The sequence below is a fragment of the Salicola sp. AFF1 genome, assembly GCF_056783195.1.
This window is the reverse complement of record NZ_JBXAYL010000009.1, coordinates 119,376-137,050: the sequence shown is the minus strand read 5'-3', so window position 1 is coordinate 137,050 and position 17,675 is coordinate 119,376. Positions and strand designations below refer to the sequence as shown.

The following is a 17,675-nucleotide window of genomic DNA, read 5'->3' as shown; positions in this document are numbered from 1 at the left end:
GAACAGCGCCGTGTTCAGGGCTGGTATTCAAACCGGATACTAACCCGTGGAGCGGTCCAAGCAACAGAGGGGAAAACAGCGTGTCCCGTTAACAGCGGGGTGCGACTGGCGGACTCCCATTCATACAGCGGCAATTTGGAAGTAGGGCGATGAGCGACAATATTGTGAGCGTGACCGACAGCACCTTCGAAGATGAAGTCCTCAAATCGGATGTACCGGTGCTTGTGGACTATTGGGCGGAATGGTGCGGGCCCTGCAAGATGATCCATCCGGTGCTTGAAGAGATCGCGGATGAGTACGAGGGCAAGCTCAAGATCGCCAAGCTCAACATCGACGAGAACCAGCAGACACCGCCGCGGTTCAACATCCGGGGGATCCCGACCCTGATGCTGTTCAAGAACGGCGATGTGGACGCCACCAAGGTGGGCGCGCTGTCCAAGTCCCAGCTGACAGCTTTTCTCGACAGCAACCTGTAACACGGTTCGCCCCGCCAAAACGGGGCGTTGTGATGCGCTATGGTGGTTGGAGGTCTGATTCTCGCAGGTGGGCGCGGTGAGCGGATGGGCCAGGAAGACAAGGGGCTTCTGCGGCTCGACGGGCGCGCCTATGTGGATCATCTGGCTGACGTTCTGTCGCCGGTAACGTCGGCGTTGGCGATCAGTGCCAATCGCAACGAAGCGGTTTACGGCCAGCGAACGGATACTGTCCTGCCTGATCGTGCTTTTGCCGATGCCGGTCCGCTGGCGGGTTTGGTAGAGGGGCTGCGTTGGGCCCGTTCCCGTGGCTTCCAGGGAGTGGTTGTGGCGCCTTGTGATACCCCGCGGCTGCCGCCCATCTGGGCGGTCCAGATTCTGGAGGCGGCACGGCGGCGTCCGGCTATTCCCTGCCTTTCGGATACCGGCGATCAACGCCATCCGGTGCACGGCTATTATCCGGTGGCGTTGTTGGGCCTTGTTGAACGCTACCTCCGTCGTGGAGAACGACGAGCGTTGGCTCTGGCGGAACAGTTGCAGGCAGAGTGGATGGACTGCAGTGCCATGGTGGATGGCTTCCTGAATGTGAACAGCCCGGACGATCTGGCGCGGATCAGCGGCGATTCCCGATCAGAGACCGTCTGAATCCGACCAGCGCCGGGCCGCCTCGCGGTCGCTGGCCTTCTGTTCCACCCATTCGCCCTGGCCGTCCGCCGTGATTTCTTTTTTCCAGAATGGAGCGCTGGTCTTCAGGTAGTCCATGATGAACTGGCAGGCCTCAAAGGCATCCTGCCGATGGCGGCTGCTGACTCCGACGAAGACAATCCGCTCTCCCGCCTGTATTTCGCCCACACGGTGCACCACCTCGGCACGATGGATGGTCCAGCGCTGAGCGGCCTCATCGATCACGCCCTCTATGGCGGACTCGGTCATGCCCGGGTAATGCTCCAGGAAGAGTTGCTGGACGCCACTATGGTCCCCGAGCTCCCGGGCGAGGCCGGTGAAACTGCAGACGGCGCCCACGGCGGGGGCATCCGCTTCCAGGGTGGCAAGCACCGGCTCCGTGGCCAGGGGGGCGGACTGGATTCGGACCATGTCAGCCTCCGGTGACTGGCGGGAAAAAGGCAACCTCATCGCCGGGCTGTACCGGGGTATCCGCCCGCGCCATGGCCTGGTTCACGGCCATGAGCACACGCTCATCACCGAGCAGTTTGGCCCACTCATCCCCGCGTTGCTGGAGCCTTTGCCGGATATCGCCAATACTGGCAACGCCTTCGGCTGGCAATAGCTCCTCGCTGGTGCCCAGGCGCTCGCGCAGGCTCGCAAAGAAACGCAGGGTGATGCAGGTGTCAGCCATGAAGCAACTCCGGGAACGGCAGGAAAGACACCGGGTCACCGACCGCCAGGGTCTGGTGTTCCGGAATGATAGCCAGCCCCTGTGACCAGCAGGCACTGCTGAGTACCCCCGAGCTCTGGGTGGGCGCTGGTTCGAGCCAGCTGCGGCCCTCGATGGAGCGACACCGCACCCGCTGGAATTCACGCCGTCCCTGCGCGCGTTCCACGGCAAAGCCGGAGGGCATGGTATAGGCCTGTGGCATGAGGTCGCCGCCTTCCCCCTGGCATGCCCGCAGGAAGGGGCGGCCCAGCACCAGAAAGGTCACCAGCACGGCGGCGGGGTTGCCGGGCAGGCCGAGTACCGGCGTCTCGCCGATATGGCCGAACGCCAGGGGCTTGCCGGGTTTGATGGCCATGCGCCACAGATCCAGCTCACCCAGGGCCTGGATGGCGTCCCGGATGTGGTCTTCCTCGCCCACGGAGACTCCGCCCGTGGTAATGATTGCGTCCGCCTGCTCCGAGGCCTGCGCCAGTGTCTCCCGGGTAGCCTCCAGAGTATCCGCCATGGTGTGGAAGGGCACTGGATCCCAGCCTGCGGCGCGCACAAGGCCGGTCAGCATCGGCTGGTTGGAGTTGTGGATCTGGCCAGGGGCCAGGGGTTGGCCTGGCGGAACCAGCTCGTCGCCACTGCTGATGATGGCTACGCGCAGGGGGCGGAAAGTGGTAACTGTCGGCAGCCCGGCAGAGGCCAGAAGCCCCAGGTGCCAGGGATCGAGTCGGGTGCCGGTATGGATCAGGGTCGCCCCGGTGTCGATGTCCTGCCCGGCGGGCCGGATGTTCTGGCCGGGCTCGGGATTCTGGAGCAGCTGCACCTCATCCCCGTCGGCCCGGGTGTTTTCCTGCATGACAACGGCATCGGCACCGTCGGGGATTGAGGCACCGGTGAAGATGCGGGCCGCCGTTCCCGTTTCCAGGGGCGCTGGCGCCTGGCCGGCGGGTACACGCTGTGAGACGGTCAGTGCTGGCTTTTCGGCATCGAACGTGCGCACGGCATAGCCGTCCACGGCACTGTTGTCCGCTGGTGGCACCTGGACGGCGGATGCCGGGCTTTCGGCCAGGATCCGCCCGAGCGCGGCATCCAGCGCCAGGCTCTGGGTACCTGGAAGGATCCGGGCCGCCTTCATCAGCTGTGACCGGGCTTCATCAACGCTTATGAGTGCATCGGAGCCAGCCATCAGTGGGAGCCTCGGGCAGCGTCCAGGGCAATGGGGTGGTCCAGGCCCTTAAGATCCCGTTCGGGTTTGCGCTGGAGCAGGGCGGAAAAGTTGCAGGGCCGGTGGCGGCTGTCGAGCTGGTCGCGGACGATGCCCTCCCAGGCCGTGCGGCAGGCGCCGGTGGAGCCGGGCATACAAAAGACAACCGTGTGGTTGGCGAGCCCGGCGAAGGCCCGGGACTGGATGGTGCTGTTGCCGATCTCCCCGGCGGAAAGCCGCCGGAATTCCTCGCCGAAGCCCTCAATCGTCTTTTCGAACAGCGGTCCCAGTGACTCCGGCGTACTGTCGCGCTCCTGCAGGCCCGTGCCACCTGTGATCAGCACACTCTGGATCTCAGGATCGGCGATCCAGCGACTGACCAGCGCCCGCATCAGGCAGGTGTCGTCCTGGAGCAGGCGTCGCGCCACCACGCTGTGCCCTGCCTCCAGCGCGGCATCCACCAGGAACTGGCCGGAGCTGTCTTCGCTCGGCCCCCGGGTGTCCGAAATGGTCAGAATGGCAAGGTTGAGGGGCACGAAATCGCTGGCTGCGGCCATTGGATTGGGTCTCCTGTGAGGGGTCCGTATTCTGCCATGATACGACCCGCCAGGGGCTGGACCAATGCCCCCTGAGGGGTAATAACGGAGGGTTTTGCACTGGCGCCGAAAATGGTGTATTTTTGCAATTCCTGATTAAGGCAGGCGGATCGGTGCCCCACTCGTCCGCCAATCCCGGAATCTCCGTTCTGACCCTGGCTTCACTGGATCGCCCCGATCGGCAGAACCCGGGCAATCCGGACATTCGCTTCCCCGACAGTCTGATAACAACCAACTTCATCCTATCCATCCAGGCGTAATCCCAGACAATTTATGAACCTGACCGAACTCAAGAAAAAACCCGTTCCCGAACTGATCGAGGTTGCCCAGGAGATGGGCCTCGAAAACATGGCCCGGTCGCGAAAGCAGGATGTGATCTTTGCGATCCTCAAGAAACACGCCAAAAGCGGGGAGGACATCCACGGTGATGGCGTGCTCGAGATCCTTCAGGATGGTTTCGGGTTCCTGCGCTCTGCCGATGCGTCCTACCTGGCGGGCCCGGACGATATCTATGTCTCGCCCAGCCAGATCCGGCGTTTCAACCTGCGCACCGGGGATTCCATATCCGGCAAGATCCGCCCGCCGAAGGACGGTGAGCGCTATTTCGCGCTGCTGAAGGTTAACGAGATCAACTTCGGCAAGGCCGACAGCTCGCGTCACAAGATTCTCTTCGAGAACCTGACACCGCTGTTCCCGGAAGAGCGGCTGCGCCTGGAAGCAGGTAACGGCTCGACCGAGGACCTGTCGGCGCGGATCCTGGACCTCGTGGCGCCCATCGGCAAGGGCCAGCGGGGGCTGATCGTGTCCCCGCCCAAGGCCGGTAAGACCCTGCTGATGCAGACCATGGCCCAGTCCATCGTGCGCAATTCGCCGGACTGCCACCTGATGGTGCTGCTGATCGACGAGCGCCCGGAGGAGGTGACGGAGATGCAGCGTACCGTGCGTGGCGAGGTGGTTGCCTCCACCTTTGACGAGCCGCCGGCCCGTCACGTCCAGGTGGCCGAGATGGTTATCGAGAAGGCCAAGCGTCTGGTTGAGCACAAGAAAGACGTGGTGGTGCTTCTGGATTCCATCACACGCCTGGCGCGCGCCTACAACACCGTGATCCCGTCCTCCGGCAAGGTGCTGACCGGCGGCGTGGACGCCCACGCCCTGGAAAAGCCCAAGCGGTTCTTCGGCGCGGCACGGAATGTGGAGGAGGGCGGAAGCCTGACCATCATGGCCACCTCGCTGGTTGATACCGGTTCCAAGATGGACGAGGTCATCTACGAGGAGTTCAAGGGCACCGGCAACATGGAAGTGCACCTGGATCGCCGGATCGCTGAACGCCACACTTACCCGGCGATCAACGTGCGCCGCTCCGGCACCCGCCGTGAGGATCTTCTGGTGGGCGAGGACGAGCTCCAGCGTGTCTGGATTCTGCGCAAGCTGCTGCATTCCATGGAGGATGATGTGGCGGCAGTGGAGTTCCTGCTGGACAAGCTGCGTGATACCAAGACCAACGACGAATTCTTCCAGGCCATGAAGAAGCGGTGACCTTTATTCCTTACTCCTGATTCCCCGAGGCGTCGATGAAATACCAGGATCTTCGTGACTTCATCGAGCAGCTCGAACAGCAGGGCGAACTCAAACGCATCCGGACACCGGTGGATCCCAACCTGGAGATGACCGAGGTTGCGGACCGGACCCTGCGTAATGAGGGCCCTGCGCTGCTTTTTGAGAATCCCACTGGCCATGACATGCCCGTGCTCGCCAACCTTTTCGGCACGCCCAGGCGTGTGGCACTGGGTATGGGGCGCGACAGTGTCGACAGTCTGCGCGAGATCGGCGAGCTTCTGGCTTTCCTGAAGGAGCCCGAACCGCCCAAGGGGTTCCGCGATGCCTTCGACAAGATGCCGATATTCCGCCAGGTCATGAAGATGGGCCCCAAGATCCGGCGGTCCGCCCCCTGTCAGGAGGTTGTTCTGGAGGGCACGGATGTTGATCTCTACCAGCTGCCGGTTCAGACTTGCTGGCCCGGGGATGCCGGCCCGTTGATTACCTGGCCGCTGGTGGTGACGCGTGGGCCGGAGAAGGAACGCCAGAACATGGGCATCTATCGCCAGCAGCGGATCGGGCGGAACCGTCTGATCATGCGTTGGCTGGCCCACCGCGGCGGGGCCCAGGACTTCCAGCAGTGGCAACAGCAGCACCCGGGGGAGCCCTTTCCCGTGGCGGTGGCGCTGGGGGCTGATCCAGCAACCATCCTGGGGGCCGTAACCCCGGTTCCGGATACCCTGTCCGAATACGCCTTTGCCGGGCTTTTGCGCGGTTCCCGCACGGAACTGGTCAATGCCGGGGTGGGGGATCTGCAGATGCCGGCGAGCGCCGAGATCATTCTGGAGGGGCACATCTATCCGGATGATACAGCGCCGGAAGGGCCTTTTGGGGATCATACCGGTTACTACAACGAGGTGGAGACCTTCCCGGTCTTCACGGTGGAGCGGGTTACCCACCGTAAGAACCCGATCTATCACAGCACCTACACCGGCAGGCCGCCCGATGAACCCGCCGTGCTGGGGGTGGCCCTGAACGAAGTGTTCGTGCCCATACTGCGCAAACAGTTCCCCGAGATCGTGGATTTCTACCTGCCTCCGGAAGGCTGTTCGTACCGTATGGCCGTTGTGACCATGAAAAAGCAGTACCCTGGCCATGCCAAGCGGGTGATGATGGGCGTATGGTCTTTCCTGCGCCAGTTCATGTACACCAAGTTCGTGATCGTGGCCGACGATGACATCAATGCCCGTGACTGGCAGGACGTGATCTGGGCCATCACCACCCGTATGGATCCGACCCGGGACACCACCCTAGTGGATAACTCCCCCATTGATTACCTGGATTTTGCATCGCCAGTGGCGGGGCTGGGCTCCAAGATGGGATTGGATGCCACCACCAAATGGCCGGGCGAAACGGACCGCGAGTGGGGGCGTCCGATCACCATGAGCGACGATGTGAAGCGCCGGGTGGATGAGCTCTGGCCGCAGCTTGGCCTTGATTGAACCCGGCTCCTTTACGCTACGTACGAGGAAGTATGGACGCCAACACACAACAGCCGAAGTCAGACCTGTTCCATCTCACTGAGATCGGACAGCTGGGTGATGACATCTATCAGGTACGTTTTGAATGGCCGCAGGGGCGCCCCGTACGCTTCCATGCCGGCCAGTATCTGGCCATTCATCTGCCCGGCCGGGATCCCGCCTGGTTTTCCATCGCCAGTGCCCCTGGTGCGGATCAGCTGACCCTGCATATCCAGGCACCGCCGGAGTGGGAGAGTGCCTGTGAAGTGATGGCCTACCTCCGCCATGAAGGCTGTGCCCGGATCTCCATGCCCTATGGCCATGCCTGTCTGAGCGAGCCGCCGCAGGCGCCGCTTCTGCTGGTGGTGGCGGGAACCGGCTTTGCTCAGGCCAAGAGCATTGTGGATTATCTGCGTACAAGCCGGATGGAACAGCCGGTGACCCTTTACTGGGGGGCGCGTGATAGCGCGGAGATGTATCTGCGCAACACGGCGGAACGCTGGGCGCAGGACTGGCCCGGCTTCCATTTCCAGCCAGTGGTCTGTGAAGCGGATGCTGCCTCGGACTGCCACCACGAGCGCCTTGCGGAGGCCGTGCTGGCGGATGGTCATGATCTGGCCCGGGTCATGGTGCTGGCCAGCGGGTCGCCGGCCATGGTCTACAATGTTCTGGATGGCCTGACGCCAGCTGGCTTCGATGCGGCCCGTTTTTACTCGGACGTTCTTGAGTACGCCCCCAGGGACTGAGGGATCAGCGTGCTCGGGCGGCAGGGCGAGCCTCGGGCATGGGCAGCCAGGGCAGGCCATGATGTTCCAGAACGCCCTGGCGCAGGAGGGTGACACTGTCCTCATAGCGGCCCATGTGAGCGTAGAGTCGGCACAGCTCCGCGGCCGTTTCCTGGCTGTGGCGTACGCCCAGGCTTGTCTCCAGGTATTCCCGGGCCTTACCCCAGAGGCGGTTACGCAGGCTGATCCGCCCCAGTGCGAGCAGCAGCTCCGGATTATTTGGGCGCTCCTGAAGCCACCCTTCGGCTGTTAACAGCTGCTCATCCGCCCGCGCACCATGGATGCGACCGTAGAGGTTAACCAGTAGATCGCTCCAGTTGTGGCGTAATACCTTGCGCAGCAGACTCTCGGCACGGGGTTCGGCGCCCAGGCGGGCCAGGTGGCTGGCGTAATGGTGCACCACGGATTCATCGTGGCGCCGGGCTGGCGGCAGCTGGTCCCAGATCCGGTCCAGCTGGTCCATGTTGCGTTGTTCGGGGGGGTGGCGCTCCAGCCGCTCTGCGGCCTGGTCCAGAACATTGAGCCAGACTTCCTGTTCCAGTTCGTTAAGGCTGCTGGCATCCAGCGCGGCCTGGCGGCGCAGTTCGGGGAGCAGCTCACTGAGGGCCTGCCAGTCCTCAAGGTTACGGTAAACGTTGGCCAGCTGGCGGATGACGTGAGGGTGGTTGGGCGCTTTGCGGCGCAGCCGGAGCAATGTGGCCAGTGCCTGTTCATTGCGCCCGGCATTGAGCTGGAGCCGTGCCTGGGTGAGCCCGACTGCCAGATCCGAGCCCGCCGTGCTTTCCCAGGCGAGTTTGAGGAGCCGTTCTGCCTGCTCCTGGTCCCCCAGCTGGTGTGCGGCTTCCGCTGCCGATAGATAGTTGATGAGCGGTGTTTCCGCGTTGCCGGCGCCATTTTCCAGCAGCTTTCGGGCCCGCCCCCAGTTGCCCTCGGCCAGCTCCAGAAGGCCCCGGGTGGTGAGGCGCCGGGAACGGCTGCGGCCGGTGTTACGCAGCCACTGGCCCATGGCCGTGGGGCTCAGCCGCAGGCCCCGCATAAGGTCCAGAAGCCAGTGCAGGGCCAGCGCCGCCAGCACCAGTAGCGCCAGGCCTACCCAGAAATTGGTTTCGACCAGCCAGGGACCGATGCTGACGCGGACATACCCGGGTTCCTCCGCCATGCCCAGGCTTAGAAGGGTGCCCGCCAGCAGGGCGGTGAACAGGACAATGAGCAGGGATCTCATGGGGTGGTCTCCCCATCGGCGGTCGTGTCAGTCTCCGGTTTGTTGTCCGGCCCTGCATTGTCTTCTGACTTCTGCTCTGGCCCGGAGGCCTCTGTGCGGGCCCGGATCCGGGCCTTGAGGAGGGCCAGCGATTCGCTGATATCCGGCATGGTGGTGCTGATGGGGATGTCCCGCAGGTCCTTGATCAGCTCGCGCAGGGCTGTGGCGGTCTGGTTGTCGCTGCCGTACCAGCGCTCCAGCCATTCGTCCGCGCGCCCGAGTGAGCGCCTGTAGACGGCGTTGTCGCCGCGCAGCAGCGCGGCAGCGGCCTGTTCGAACATCAACTGCAGGTGAAGCTGTGCCTGGGTTTCCTGGGCAGGCGTCAGCAGTGCCTGGGTGGGCTTATCCAGGCGGCGGATACGGACCATGCGGTCAAGGATGCCCAGAATGTCTTGCCAGAGGCTGGCATCCTGCGCCGCGGACGGGGGGCGCTCGGCCTCGGGCAGCGTGGCGGTGCTGTCCATGGACTGGGCGTTGCCAAGCTCCGGAACCATGCCCATGGCGGCTTCCAGTTGCAGGTGGATACCGGTCCGGTCTACCGGTTCCATGGTGCGCAATGCCAGGATTTCCTCGGCAAGGGCTTCGCGGATGGGATGGACCCCGGCAGCGTCGGTGCCCGCCAGGAGTTCGTCGGTGCTCTGCAACAGGCGGAGAGCGCCCTTGTGATCGCCTTCGAGTGCCAGGCGTTGGTTGGCCAGCCGCAGAAGGTATTCCGCTTCCGCAAGCAGCCAATCAGTCCGGGTGCGCTCGCCGAGTCCCAGCAGTGAGCGGGCGTTATGCGCGATCTGGCGGGACTGGGTGTTGAGCTCGCTGGCTTGCTTGTCGAGTTTGCCTTCCAGGCGGTTGAGGCGCTGTTCCCGCGCTTGACGGCTGGAGCGCTGGTTCTGGCGCAGCTCCTCGGTGGCGCTGTTGAGGCTGTCAATGCGGCTGCTGAGCTGTTGTTGCAGCCGCTGCTGTTGCCATAGCAGGGCGCCAGAGCCGATCAGGCCGGCAGCCAGCAGTAGTATGACCAGCCATAGTGGCCAGAGTCTTGGGGATTTGGGGTGCGGGCTGGCCGTGGTGGTCGCCGGAAGCTGTTTGCTGTTGTCGTTCACGAGTGTCCGTTACTCCGCATCAGAGGGGGACGCCGTGCAGGCGTCGATCAGCCCGTCCGGGGTCATGGCCGCGGCTACCCGGACGTCGCGAAAGCCGGCTTCCCGGGCCTGCTGGGCAACCCGCTCCGCCGGTACCACGAGGCGGCGTTCCCGCAGCTTCGCGTCTGTATTCTGACCTACCTCGAGCAGGTGCTTCAATGTTTCTCCGGATAGCACGAGAACGGTGTCCGGGTCGAAACGGGTCAGGCGCTGCAGGAGCGTGGTTTCCGGCCATTCGATGGGGGCCCGCTCGTACAGCGGGAGCACCTCAAGCCGGGCGCCACGTTCCGTCAACGTGTTCACAAGCAATTCCCGGCCCTGGTCACCGCGGGCGATCAGTATCCTGGCTCCAGCCACCGCTTCGGGCTGGAAGGCATCGCAATCGAGCAGTGCTTCGGAGTTATGGCCGCTGGCGGGGGCCTGCCCGGGGAGGCCTGCGTCACGGAAGACTTTGGCGGTGCCTTCGCCAGGGCCCCACCATTCAAGTGCCACAGGCCATTGGGGCCACCATTCGTCCGCGTGTGCCAGTAGCAGCCGGGCGGCGTTGGGGCTGACCGCGATAACCTTCCCGAAATTGTCCAGGTCCTGAATCAGGCTGCGCTGCCGACCATCGAGAGGCTGTGGTTTTATCTCGATCAGTGGCAGGGCCTGGGTGCTGGCACCGGCCTGTTCAAGTGCCTCGCAGGTTTCTGTGGCCTTGGGCTCCGGGCGTGACACCAGAATGCGGCGCCCGGTGAGGGGCCCATTATTCGGGTTCGTAGCCATAGACCTCCGCCAGTATGGCGCCGGCGCCCTTTTCCAGAAGCTGTTCAGCCAGCTGTCGGCCAAGAGCCTCGCCGTCGCTGCGGTGGGCGCGACCGTCCACCTGATGGACGCGGCTGCCGTCGGGAGAGGCAACAAGGCCGCGCAGGTAAAGCTCATCGCCTTCCAGTTCGGCATAGGCTCCGATGGGCACCTGACAACCGCCTTCAAGGCGTGTGTTCAGGGCCCGTTCCGCCAGAACGCGGTCCCGCGAGTCCGCGTGGACCAGGGGGTGCAGCATCTCGATGAGATCCGTGTCGTCAGTGCGGCATTCAATGCCCAACGCTCCCTGCCCCACGGCGGGGAGACTGATCTCCGGAGGGATCTCATAGCGGATGCGGGTGTCGAAGCCGAGCCGTCGCAGGCCAGAGGTGGCCAGGACAATGGCGTCGTACTGGCCCTCATCAAGCTTGGCGAGACGGGTGTTGACGTTGCCACGCAGGGTCTCGATCCGGCAGTCGGGCCGGTGGGCGGCGAGCTGGGCCTGGCGGCGCAGGCTGGAGGTGCCAATAACCGCCCCCTCCGGGAGCGCGTCCACATCCGCATGGTGATTGCTGACAAACGCATCCGTGGGCGCGCCGCGTTCGCAGATGGCCATCAGGCCCAACCCTTGCGGGAAAACCATGGGCACATCCTTCATGGAATGCACTGCAATGTCCGCGCGCCCGTCGAGCATGGCTTCTTCGAGTTCCTTCACGAACAGCGCCTTGCCGCCGATCTTGGCCAATGGCACGTCCAGGATCTTGTCGCCACGGGTTTTGATGCCCACCAGCTCCACGTTGAGTCCGGGGTGGGCCTGCTCAAGCTGGGCCTGGATGTGCTCAGCCTGCCACAGGGCAAGCTGGCTCTGGCGGGTGGCGATGCGCAGGGTGTCTCGGGCCATGGAGTGGCGGTTCCTCAGTGGGTGGATGGTTTCCGGGATCCCTAGGGTAGCGTTTCAGCGGGCGGTTGTCGCCCGTGGCCGGTTCAGCCTTCAAGGAAATCGCGGACTGTGGCGGCGTGGCGGCGGCTGACGCGCAGGCGGGTGCCGGAAGGATCCGACAGCTGAGCCTGGTGCCCGGCCTGGGTCCGGGTCATCGCCTCCAGGTAGCGCCGGTTGACCAGGGTGTGGCGGTGGATGCGCAGGAGGTGGCTGCTGTAGCTGTTTTCCAGCTCCCTCAGGCTGTAGTCGCACAGGGTTTCGCCCCGGTCATGGACGAGGGAAACGTATTTGTTATCGGCGTGGGCATAATAGAGTCGGTCCAGCTCGATGCGTTCCACACCGGCCTGGTTGCGTACCACAATGGCCGGCGGCTCTTCGGGCACGAACTGGCGGCTCTGGACGCGGTTGACGCGCGCCGCCCGCGTCAGGGCGCCAGCAAGCGCTTCCCGGCGCACGGGTTTGACCAGGTAGTCCGTGGCCTGTACCTGGAAGGCGTCAAGGGCGTAGTCGTCATAGGCGGTGCAGAAGATCACCGCGGGTGGCGTGGCCTGGGCGGTCAGCGCCTGGGCTGCTTCTATACCGTCCATCTCCGGCATACGCACGTCCATGAACACGACATCCGGCCCGTATGCTTCCGCCATACTCAGCGCCTCCTGGCCGTTGGTGGCTTCGGCGCATACCCGGCAGTCGTCCAGGCCGTCGATCAGGCGCCGCAGGCGGTCGCGGGCCGGGGTCTCGTCGTCGACAATCAGGATGCGGTGTTCGCTCATGGGTTGTACTCCCTGTTCCCTGGCAGTCTCAGTGTAACGGTGAACTGTGATTCTCTCCGGCTGACCTTGAGTGCCGCAGCATCCCCGTAAACCGCGCTCAGCCGGGCCTGGATGTTCTCCAGCGCCATGCGCTGGCCCTGGTTTTGGCCGGCCAGGTTACTGGCGAGGGGATTATGGATCAGAATGTAGAGCCAGCGCCGTGTCAGTTCGGATTCCACCCTGATGGTGCCGCCCTCGCTGCGGGGCTGGATACCGTGATAGACCGCGTTTTCCAGCAGTGGTTGCAGAATCAACGGCGGGACGGGGCGGTCATCCGCCGCCTCATCCAGTGCCCATTCCACGTGCAGGCGCGAGCCCAGGCGCAGGTGTTCGATGGCCAGGTAACGCTCGCACAGTCTCAGCTCCTCGCCCAGTGTAATGAGTCGCTCGCCGGTGGTATTGAGGCTGGCCCGGAAGAGTTCGGACAGGTCCAGAACGACCTCCTCAGCGCGCTCGGGCTCCGAGACGATAAGGCTGGCGATGGTGTTCATGCTGTTGAACAGGAAATGGGGCTGAATGCGGGCCTGCAGGGCGGCGATGCGAGCCTCCAGCTCCGCTTCCTCCTGGCGCCGGCGCTGGTATTGAAGATGGAAGTAACGCAGCAGCATCAGCGTGATCAGTGCCGCCATGATCAGGTTGCGCAGCAAAGTGAATGGGGCGTTCAACGGCGAGGGGGGTGGTGTGAGCAGCCACTGGCCAAGCAGTGTGAATAGGGCGGTATCGGCCAGGACCAGGGCAGTAATGATGGTGACGGTCAGCGTTACGCCGAGTGTTTCAAGCCTGCGCCGCAGGGCACAGATGAGGCCGGCGGCGGTCAGGGTGACCCACTGGACCAGCAGCGAGGCGAGGCCCAGGTAGCGCCAGTCCAGAAGGCCGTCGGAGGGCTGCGCCAGCGCGAAGAGCACCACCACCAGCTCGGTGGTGAGCACCAGCAGAAAGACGGCACGGACCTGGCACAGATCCGGGATGAAGCCGCCGTCGGTTTTTGGCTCTGGGGTCTGGGTCATGAGGAATAGGGCCCTGAGTAAGAAGGCTGTTATACTACGCGGTCTGCGGGTTTACTGGATTTTATGACAACAGGATAGACCATGAGTGACGAGCGGAAAGCGGCGAGCAAACTCTGGGGCGGGCGCTTCAGCGAGCCCACGGATGCCTTTGTGGAACGGTTCACAGCCTCGGTGGGCTTTGATCAGCGGCTCTACCATCATGACATTCGTGGTTCTATTGCCCATGCCCGGATGCTTGCCAGGGTTGGCGTGCTGACCCGCGAGGAAGAGCGCCAGATCATTGAGGGCTTGGAGGCAGTGCACGCCGATATTGAGGCAGGACGCTTTGAGTGGTCCGTGGGCCTTGAGGACGTGCACATGAACATCGAGGCGGCGCTGACCGAGCGTATCGGCGTGACCGGCAAAAAGCTTCACACCGGGCGTTCGCGCAATGACCAGATCGCCACCGACATCCGCCTCTACCTGCGTGACGAAATCGATGCCATCGCGGTTGAGCTGGGGCGCCTGCAGTCCGGGCTGATCGAGCTTGCCGAGCGCGAGGCGGACACCATCATGCCCGGTTTTACCCATCTTCAGAGTGCCCAGCCCGTCACTTTCGGTCATCATATGCTGGCCTGGAACGAGATGCTGCAGCGTGACCACGAGCGTCTGCTCGACTGCCGCAAACGCGTCAACCGCCTGCCCCTCGGTGCCGCGGCCCTGGCCGGCACCAGCTATCCGATTGACCGCCACTATACCGCCGAGCTTCTGGGCTTTGATGGCCCAACCGCCAATTCGCTGGATTCGGTCAGTGACCGTGATTTCGCCATTGAGTTCAACAGTTTTGCTGCACTGTTGCTGACCCACCTGTCGCGGTTCAGTGAGGAGCTGGTGCTGTGGACGTCGGCGCAGTTCAGTTTCGTGGATCTTCCGGACCGGTTCTGTACCGGCTCGTCGATCATGCCCCAGAAGAAGAACCCGGATGTGCCCGAGCTGGTGCGCGGCAAGACCGGACGCGTGAACGGCCATCTCCTCTCGCTGTTAACCCTGATGAAGGGGCAGCCGCTGGCCTACAACAAGGACAATCAGGAGGACAAGGAGCCTCTGTTCGATACGGTGGACACGGTCAAGGGATGCTTGCGGGCCTACGCGGACATGATGCCCGCGCTCGCCGTGCGCCGGGACAACACCCGGGCAGCGGCCCGGCGTGGCTTTGCCACGGCCACTGATCTGGCGGATTATCTGGTGCGCCAGGGTCTGGCATTCCGGGATGCTCATGAGGTTGTGGGGCAGGCCGTGGCCTATGCCGACGACGACGGCAGGGACCTGGAGGACCTGGCGCTGGGCGAGTTGCAGCAGTTCAGTGGGGTCATCAATGAGGATGTGTACCAGGTCCTCACGCTTGAGGGCTCAGTGAGTGCCCGCGACCATGTCGGGGGCACGGCACCGGAGCGGGTGCGCGAGGCGGCGCGGGAGGCTGCGCAACGGCTGGATGAAATGGGAGCGGGGGACGCTCCTGATTAGCGGCGCGTCCCGAAGATGCTTTCCCGCGCCCCGGGCTGGCTCGGAGGCGCGAGTTCGTCCAGAAGCTCTGGGGCGGTGAGGCGGTAGCCCTGGCCGAAGTGCAGCCCGAGTTCCCGCACCTTGCGCAGGGTGGCATCGTCCTCGATGAAGGGGGCAACGGTCACCGCGTCGCACAGCAGGGCCATCCGGTGGATGGCCTCGACCATGATCACCTGCAACGGGTTATCCGCCAGGTCGTGCACCAGGCTTTCATCCATCTTGATGATGCTGGCCCCCAGATCGCCGAGCAGGTTATGGGTGTGGCCAGTGACGCCAGCCCCATCCAGGGCGATCCGGCAGCCTGAGGCGCGCAGTGCCTGGGCGCAGCGCCGGGCCGCTTCCGGGTAGCGCCAGGCATGGGATTCCCGGATCTCAAAGCAGAAGCTGGCTGCTTCAAAAGAGCTGGCTTCGATTTGCCGGGCCACTTCGCTGGCAAACCCTTCATCCATGATGCTGCTGGTTGAGAGGTTGAAACTGATCATCTTCAGCCGCGGCTGCATCAGCGGGTTGTTCTCAAGCCATGCGAGTGCGCGGGCAATAACCCGCCGATCCAGGACATATCCCAGGTCAAAGCGTTCTGCCAGTGGCATGAAGGAGGCCGGACGCCAGAGTGGCTCGTCGTTTGGGCGTTGATCGTCCGGTTCCCGGTGAAGGCGTGCGAGCACTTCCACATGGTCACCCCAGCTGGCACTGGCGATGGGGCGCAGCGCCTGGAAGTGCAGTTCAATGGCGTCGGTGGTTATGGCGTACATCAGTTGCGCCAGGTCTTCCCGGGTAGCGGTTTCGTTGCCGGTTTCATCGGTGGCCCGGTAAAGGTTGATGCTGGAGGGGCCCGTGGCCTTGGCTGTTTCGCACAGATCGGCGGCCAGCGTCAGGCACTGTTCCGGCGCCTCGCCAATTACCTGGTTCAGTGGCAGAAGACCCGCGCTGACGGTGGTCTGGATGGTATCGCCACGCCATTCAAAACTGAATCCCCCCACAGCATCGCGGAGGCCGTGGCAGACCTTGACGGCTTCCTCTGTACCGCAGTTGTCCAGAATGACCACGAACTGGTCACTGGCGACCCGAGCAATGGCGTCACGCTGGCGGAGCCGGCCCGAGATCATGCTGCTGAGTTCGCGCAGGTAGCGGTCGCAGCCGCCGGAGCCAAAACGGGCGTTGAGGGTGCTGAAACCGTCCAGGTCCATGTGCACCAGAGCATGGGGCGTGCCGGCTTCGCGCTGGAGGTTCTGGGCTCGGTGCAGGCGCTGGAGGATCTCGCGGCGGTTGAGCAGACCGGTCAGCGGATCATGGCGGTTGAGGTAGTGGACGTGGTCCTCGCCGTCCAGCTGCGCAATGCGCTTGTCCCGTCCAACATGGGCGGCGCCCAGCAGCTCGCCATCCGGGGAGAAAATCCGGTTGAACTGGATCTCGTAGACCCGCTGCTGTTCCTCGGATTGGGCCAGCGGCATCTCGATACAGAACCCCTCCTGACTCAGGGCGCGTTCCCACAAGCGGGTATAGAGTCGCCGCTCATCGGGATGGTCCGCGAGCAGATCCGAGAGGCGGTCGCCCACGTTAGGGGTCACGCCAAAGGCGCAGTGGAAGGCATCAGTGTAGGCCTGGTTGACTGCCACAATCTCCAGCTCCGGGTTCACAATAACGATGAGGTCATTGGAAGCGGCGAGCACACTTTCCGTACGGTACTTCCAGACCTGTGCCGAGTGCGCGTCCGCCCGCCGGGCTGTGATGTCCACGGCACTGCCGGCAATCAGGCGGCGCTTGCCGGAGTCATCCAGGCTGCGGCCGGTCAGCCGCAGCCAGCGGTGGTTCTGGTTCGCGGTCAGCACGGGGACTTCCATGGAAAACGCCTCGCCCTGGCGCAGGCACTGGAGGATGGCCCGCCGTACCTGGCTCTGGTGCTCCTGGAAATAGAACAGCACATGTTCCGGGTCGAGCTGGTTGCCCGGCGGGAGATCCAGCAGGTGGTACAGCCCTTCCGACCAGTGGAGGCGGTTGTGGTCCGGGTCCATCTCCCAGATGCCGATGCCGCCGCTCTCTTCCGCCAGACGGAATACCCGGGTATCGAGGGGGGTGGCCTGGCGGGGGCGGATGCGCATGGCATCTTCGGTATTCGCGCTGGTGTCATTGGCGGCGCGCCGCAGGCTGATGGAGAAAAAGTAGCCCGAGGCGTGACGGACGGTGATGAGCGCGCTCTGGCCCTGTTCCAGGGCGTCGCTCAGGGGGGGCATCAATGGGTTGTCTTCATGGCTGGCCACGAGCTTGTGCAGGGGCAGTCCCTGCATTTCCAGGATGCCGTAGCCGAAAAGGGCCTCGGCCGCATCGTCCGCCGCCTGGATGGTGCCGTCGTCGTCCACCTGGAGGCTGGCAGGCGCCGTATTGGTATTGGTGCCTGGTTCGGTGCGAACCCGCTTGATCAGATATTCCTTCATAGCGCCCGAGATTAGCAGAAAGCGTGGGGGCGGGGTTACATCCGTGTGTGAGTTCCGTCAACTGTGGCGTTATAATGCCCCGTTTGCTCGGGGAGGTGGCTTATGCGTGGCTCTATGCTGGTGATGCTGGCACTGATGCTGGTTCTGGCCGGGTGTGGGCAGAAAGGAGCGTTGCATCGGGAGGGCAAGCCCGAGGCGCCGGATAATGCCAGCGTGCTGGACGCGCAGACTATCTCCACTCATCTCTGCTGATCAGGCGGGTGCCGATCC

At 63.8% G+C, this 17,675-nt stretch carries 18 protein-coding genes; 7 read left to right on the top strand and 11 right to left on the bottom strand.

Features of this window, described 5'->3' with window-relative positions:
* Positions 1 to 149: 149 nt before the first annotated feature.
* Together trxA and mobA are read left to right on the top strand one after the other, a co-directional pair.
* The gene (trxA, locus tag AC1RQI_RS08335; RefSeq protein WP_416632578.1) at positions 150 to 476 is read left to right on the top strand and encodes a thioredoxin TrxA; all 327 of its coding nucleotides are present in this window, start codon (positions 150 to 152) and stop codon (positions 474 to 476) included.
* A 39-nt stretch (positions 477 to 515) separates the two neighbouring features.
* Positions 516 to 1,118 (top strand): molybdenum cofactor guanylyltransferase MobA, encoded by a 603-nt coding sequence (mobA, locus tag AC1RQI_RS08330; protein WP_481904379.1) that lies wholly within the window; start codon positions 516 to 518, stop codon positions 1,116 to 1,118.
* Here the strand turns inward: mobA and AC1RQI_RS08325 are convergent.
* Genes AC1RQI_RS08325 through moaB form a run of 4 tightly spaced genes read right to left on the bottom strand, consistent with a single transcriptional unit; the run spans position 1,104 to position 3,618 of the window.
* The gene (locus AC1RQI_RS08325) at positions 1,104 to 1,568 is read right to left on the bottom strand and encodes a molybdenum cofactor biosynthesis protein MoaE (RefSeq protein WP_481904378.1); all 465 of its coding nucleotides are present in this window, start codon (positions 1,566 to 1,568) and stop codon (positions 1,104 to 1,106) included. The genes mobA and AC1RQI_RS08325 overlap by 15 nt on opposite strands.
* 1 nt (position 1,569) lies before the next feature.
* Positions 1,570 to 1,830, bottom strand: a complete 261-nt coding sequence (gene moaD, locus AC1RQI_RS08320) for a molybdopterin converting factor subunit 1 (RefSeq protein WP_481904377.1) — start codon at positions 1,828 to 1,830, stop codon at positions 1,570 to 1,572.
* Entirely contained in the window at positions 1,823 to 3,043 is a 1,221-nt protein-coding gene (locus AC1RQI_RS08315; RefSeq protein ID WP_481904376.1) for a molybdopterin molybdotransferase MoeA, read from the bottom strand. Before AC1RQI_RS08315 ends, moaD begins: the two co-directional genes overlap by 8 nt.
* On the bottom strand, positions 3,043 to 3,618 hold the full coding sequence (gene moaB, locus AC1RQI_RS08310) for a molybdenum cofactor biosynthesis protein B (protein WP_481904375.1): 576 nt from the start codon (positions 3,616 to 3,618) through the stop codon (positions 3,043 to 3,045). Before moaB ends, AC1RQI_RS08315 begins: the two co-directional genes overlap by 1 nt.
* Positions 3,619 to 3,930: 312 nt before the next feature.
* Between moaB and rho the strand changes: the two genes are divergently transcribed.
* Genes rho through AC1RQI_RS08295 form a run of 3 tightly spaced genes read left to right on the top strand, consistent with a single transcriptional unit; the run spans position 3,931 to position 7,459 of the window.
* Positions 3,931 to 5,193: a transcription termination factor Rho gene (gene rho / locus AC1RQI_RS08305; RefSeq protein WP_416632572.1), complete on the top strand. Its 1,263-nt coding sequence runs from the start codon at positions 3,931 to 3,933 to the stop codon at positions 5,191 to 5,193.
* Positions 5,194 to 5,228: 35 nt separating this feature from the next.
* Positions 5,229 to 6,695 (top strand): 4-hydroxy-3-polyprenylbenzoate decarboxylase, encoded by a 1,467-nt coding sequence (ubiD, locus tag AC1RQI_RS08300; protein ID WP_481904374.1) that lies wholly within the window; start codon positions 5,229 to 5,231, stop codon positions 6,693 to 6,695.
* 32 nt (positions 6,696 to 6,727) lie between these two features.
* Positions 6,728 to 7,459 (top strand): CDP-6-deoxy-delta-3,4-glucoseen reductase, encoded by a 732-nt coding sequence (locus AC1RQI_RS08295; RefSeq protein ID WP_416632570.1) that lies wholly within the window; start codon positions 6,728 to 6,730, stop codon positions 7,457 to 7,459.
* A 4-nt stretch (positions 7,460 to 7,463) separates the two neighbouring features.
* Here the strand turns inward: AC1RQI_RS08295 and AC1RQI_RS08290 are convergent, their stop codons facing one another.
* The 6 genes from AC1RQI_RS08290 to AC1RQI_RS08265 all read right to left on the bottom strand — a co-directional run bounded on the left by AC1RQI_RS08290 (position 7,464) and on the right by AC1RQI_RS08265 (position 13,431).
* A complete protein-coding gene (locus tag AC1RQI_RS08290) occupies positions 7,464 to 8,720 on the bottom strand; it encodes a heme biosynthesis HemY N-terminal domain-containing protein (protein WP_481904373.1) in 1,257 nt (418 codons plus the stop codon).
* On the bottom strand, positions 8,717 to 9,853 hold the full coding sequence (locus AC1RQI_RS08285; protein ID WP_481904372.1) for a uroporphyrinogen-III C-methyltransferase: 1,137 nt from the start codon (positions 9,851 to 9,853) through the stop codon (positions 8,717 to 8,719). Before AC1RQI_RS08285 ends, AC1RQI_RS08290 begins: the two co-directional genes overlap by 4 nt.
* A 9-nt stretch (positions 9,854 to 9,862) precedes the next feature.
* Entirely contained in the window at positions 9,863 to 10,657 is a 795-nt protein-coding gene (locus tag AC1RQI_RS08280; protein ID WP_481904371.1) for a uroporphyrinogen-III synthase, read from the bottom strand.
* Positions 10,638 to 11,576 carry a hydroxymethylbilane synthase gene (gene hemC, locus AC1RQI_RS08275; protein ID WP_481904370.1) on the bottom strand — a complete coding sequence of 313 codons (939 nt, stop codon included), beginning with the start codon at positions 11,574 to 11,576 and terminating at the stop codon, positions 10,638 to 10,640. The genes AC1RQI_RS08280 and hemC overlap by 20 nt, the downstream gene beginning before the upstream one ends.
* An 83-nt stretch (positions 11,577 to 11,659) precedes the next feature.
* A complete protein-coding gene (locus AC1RQI_RS08270; protein WP_481904369.1) occupies positions 11,660 to 12,385 on the bottom strand; it encodes a LytR/AlgR family response regulator transcription factor in 726 nt (241 codons plus the stop codon).
* Positions 12,382 to 13,431, bottom strand: coding sequence for a sensor histidine kinase (locus tag AC1RQI_RS08265; RefSeq protein WP_481904368.1), 1,050 nt, complete (start codon positions 13,429 to 13,431; stop codon positions 12,382 to 12,384). The genes AC1RQI_RS08270 and AC1RQI_RS08265 overlap by 4 nt, the downstream gene beginning before the upstream one ends.
* Before the next feature lie 81 nt (positions 13,432 to 13,512).
* On the opposite strand from AC1RQI_RS08265, the gene argH reads away from it, so the two are divergent.
* Positions 13,513 to 14,934 (top strand): argininosuccinate lyase, encoded by a 1,422-nt coding sequence (gene argH, locus AC1RQI_RS08260; RefSeq protein ID WP_416632563.1) that lies wholly within the window; start codon positions 13,513 to 13,515, stop codon positions 14,932 to 14,934.
* Here the strand turns inward: argH and AC1RQI_RS08255 are convergent.
* Positions 14,931 to 17,405 carry an EAL domain-containing protein gene (locus tag AC1RQI_RS08255; RefSeq protein ID WP_481904367.1) on the bottom strand — a complete coding sequence of 825 codons (2,475 nt, stop codon included), beginning with the start codon at positions 17,403 to 17,405 and terminating at the stop codon, positions 14,931 to 14,933. The genes argH and AC1RQI_RS08255 overlap by 4 nt on opposite strands.
* A 102-nt stretch (positions 17,406 to 17,507) precedes the next feature.
* On the opposite strand from AC1RQI_RS08255, the gene lptM reads away from it, so the two are divergent.
* On the top strand, positions 17,508 to 17,657 hold the full coding sequence (gene lptM / locus AC1RQI_RS08250) for an LPS translocon maturation chaperone LptM (protein WP_481904366.1): 150 nt from the start codon (positions 17,508 to 17,510) through the stop codon (positions 17,655 to 17,657).
* Positions 17,658 to 17,675: the final 18 nt, after the last annotated feature.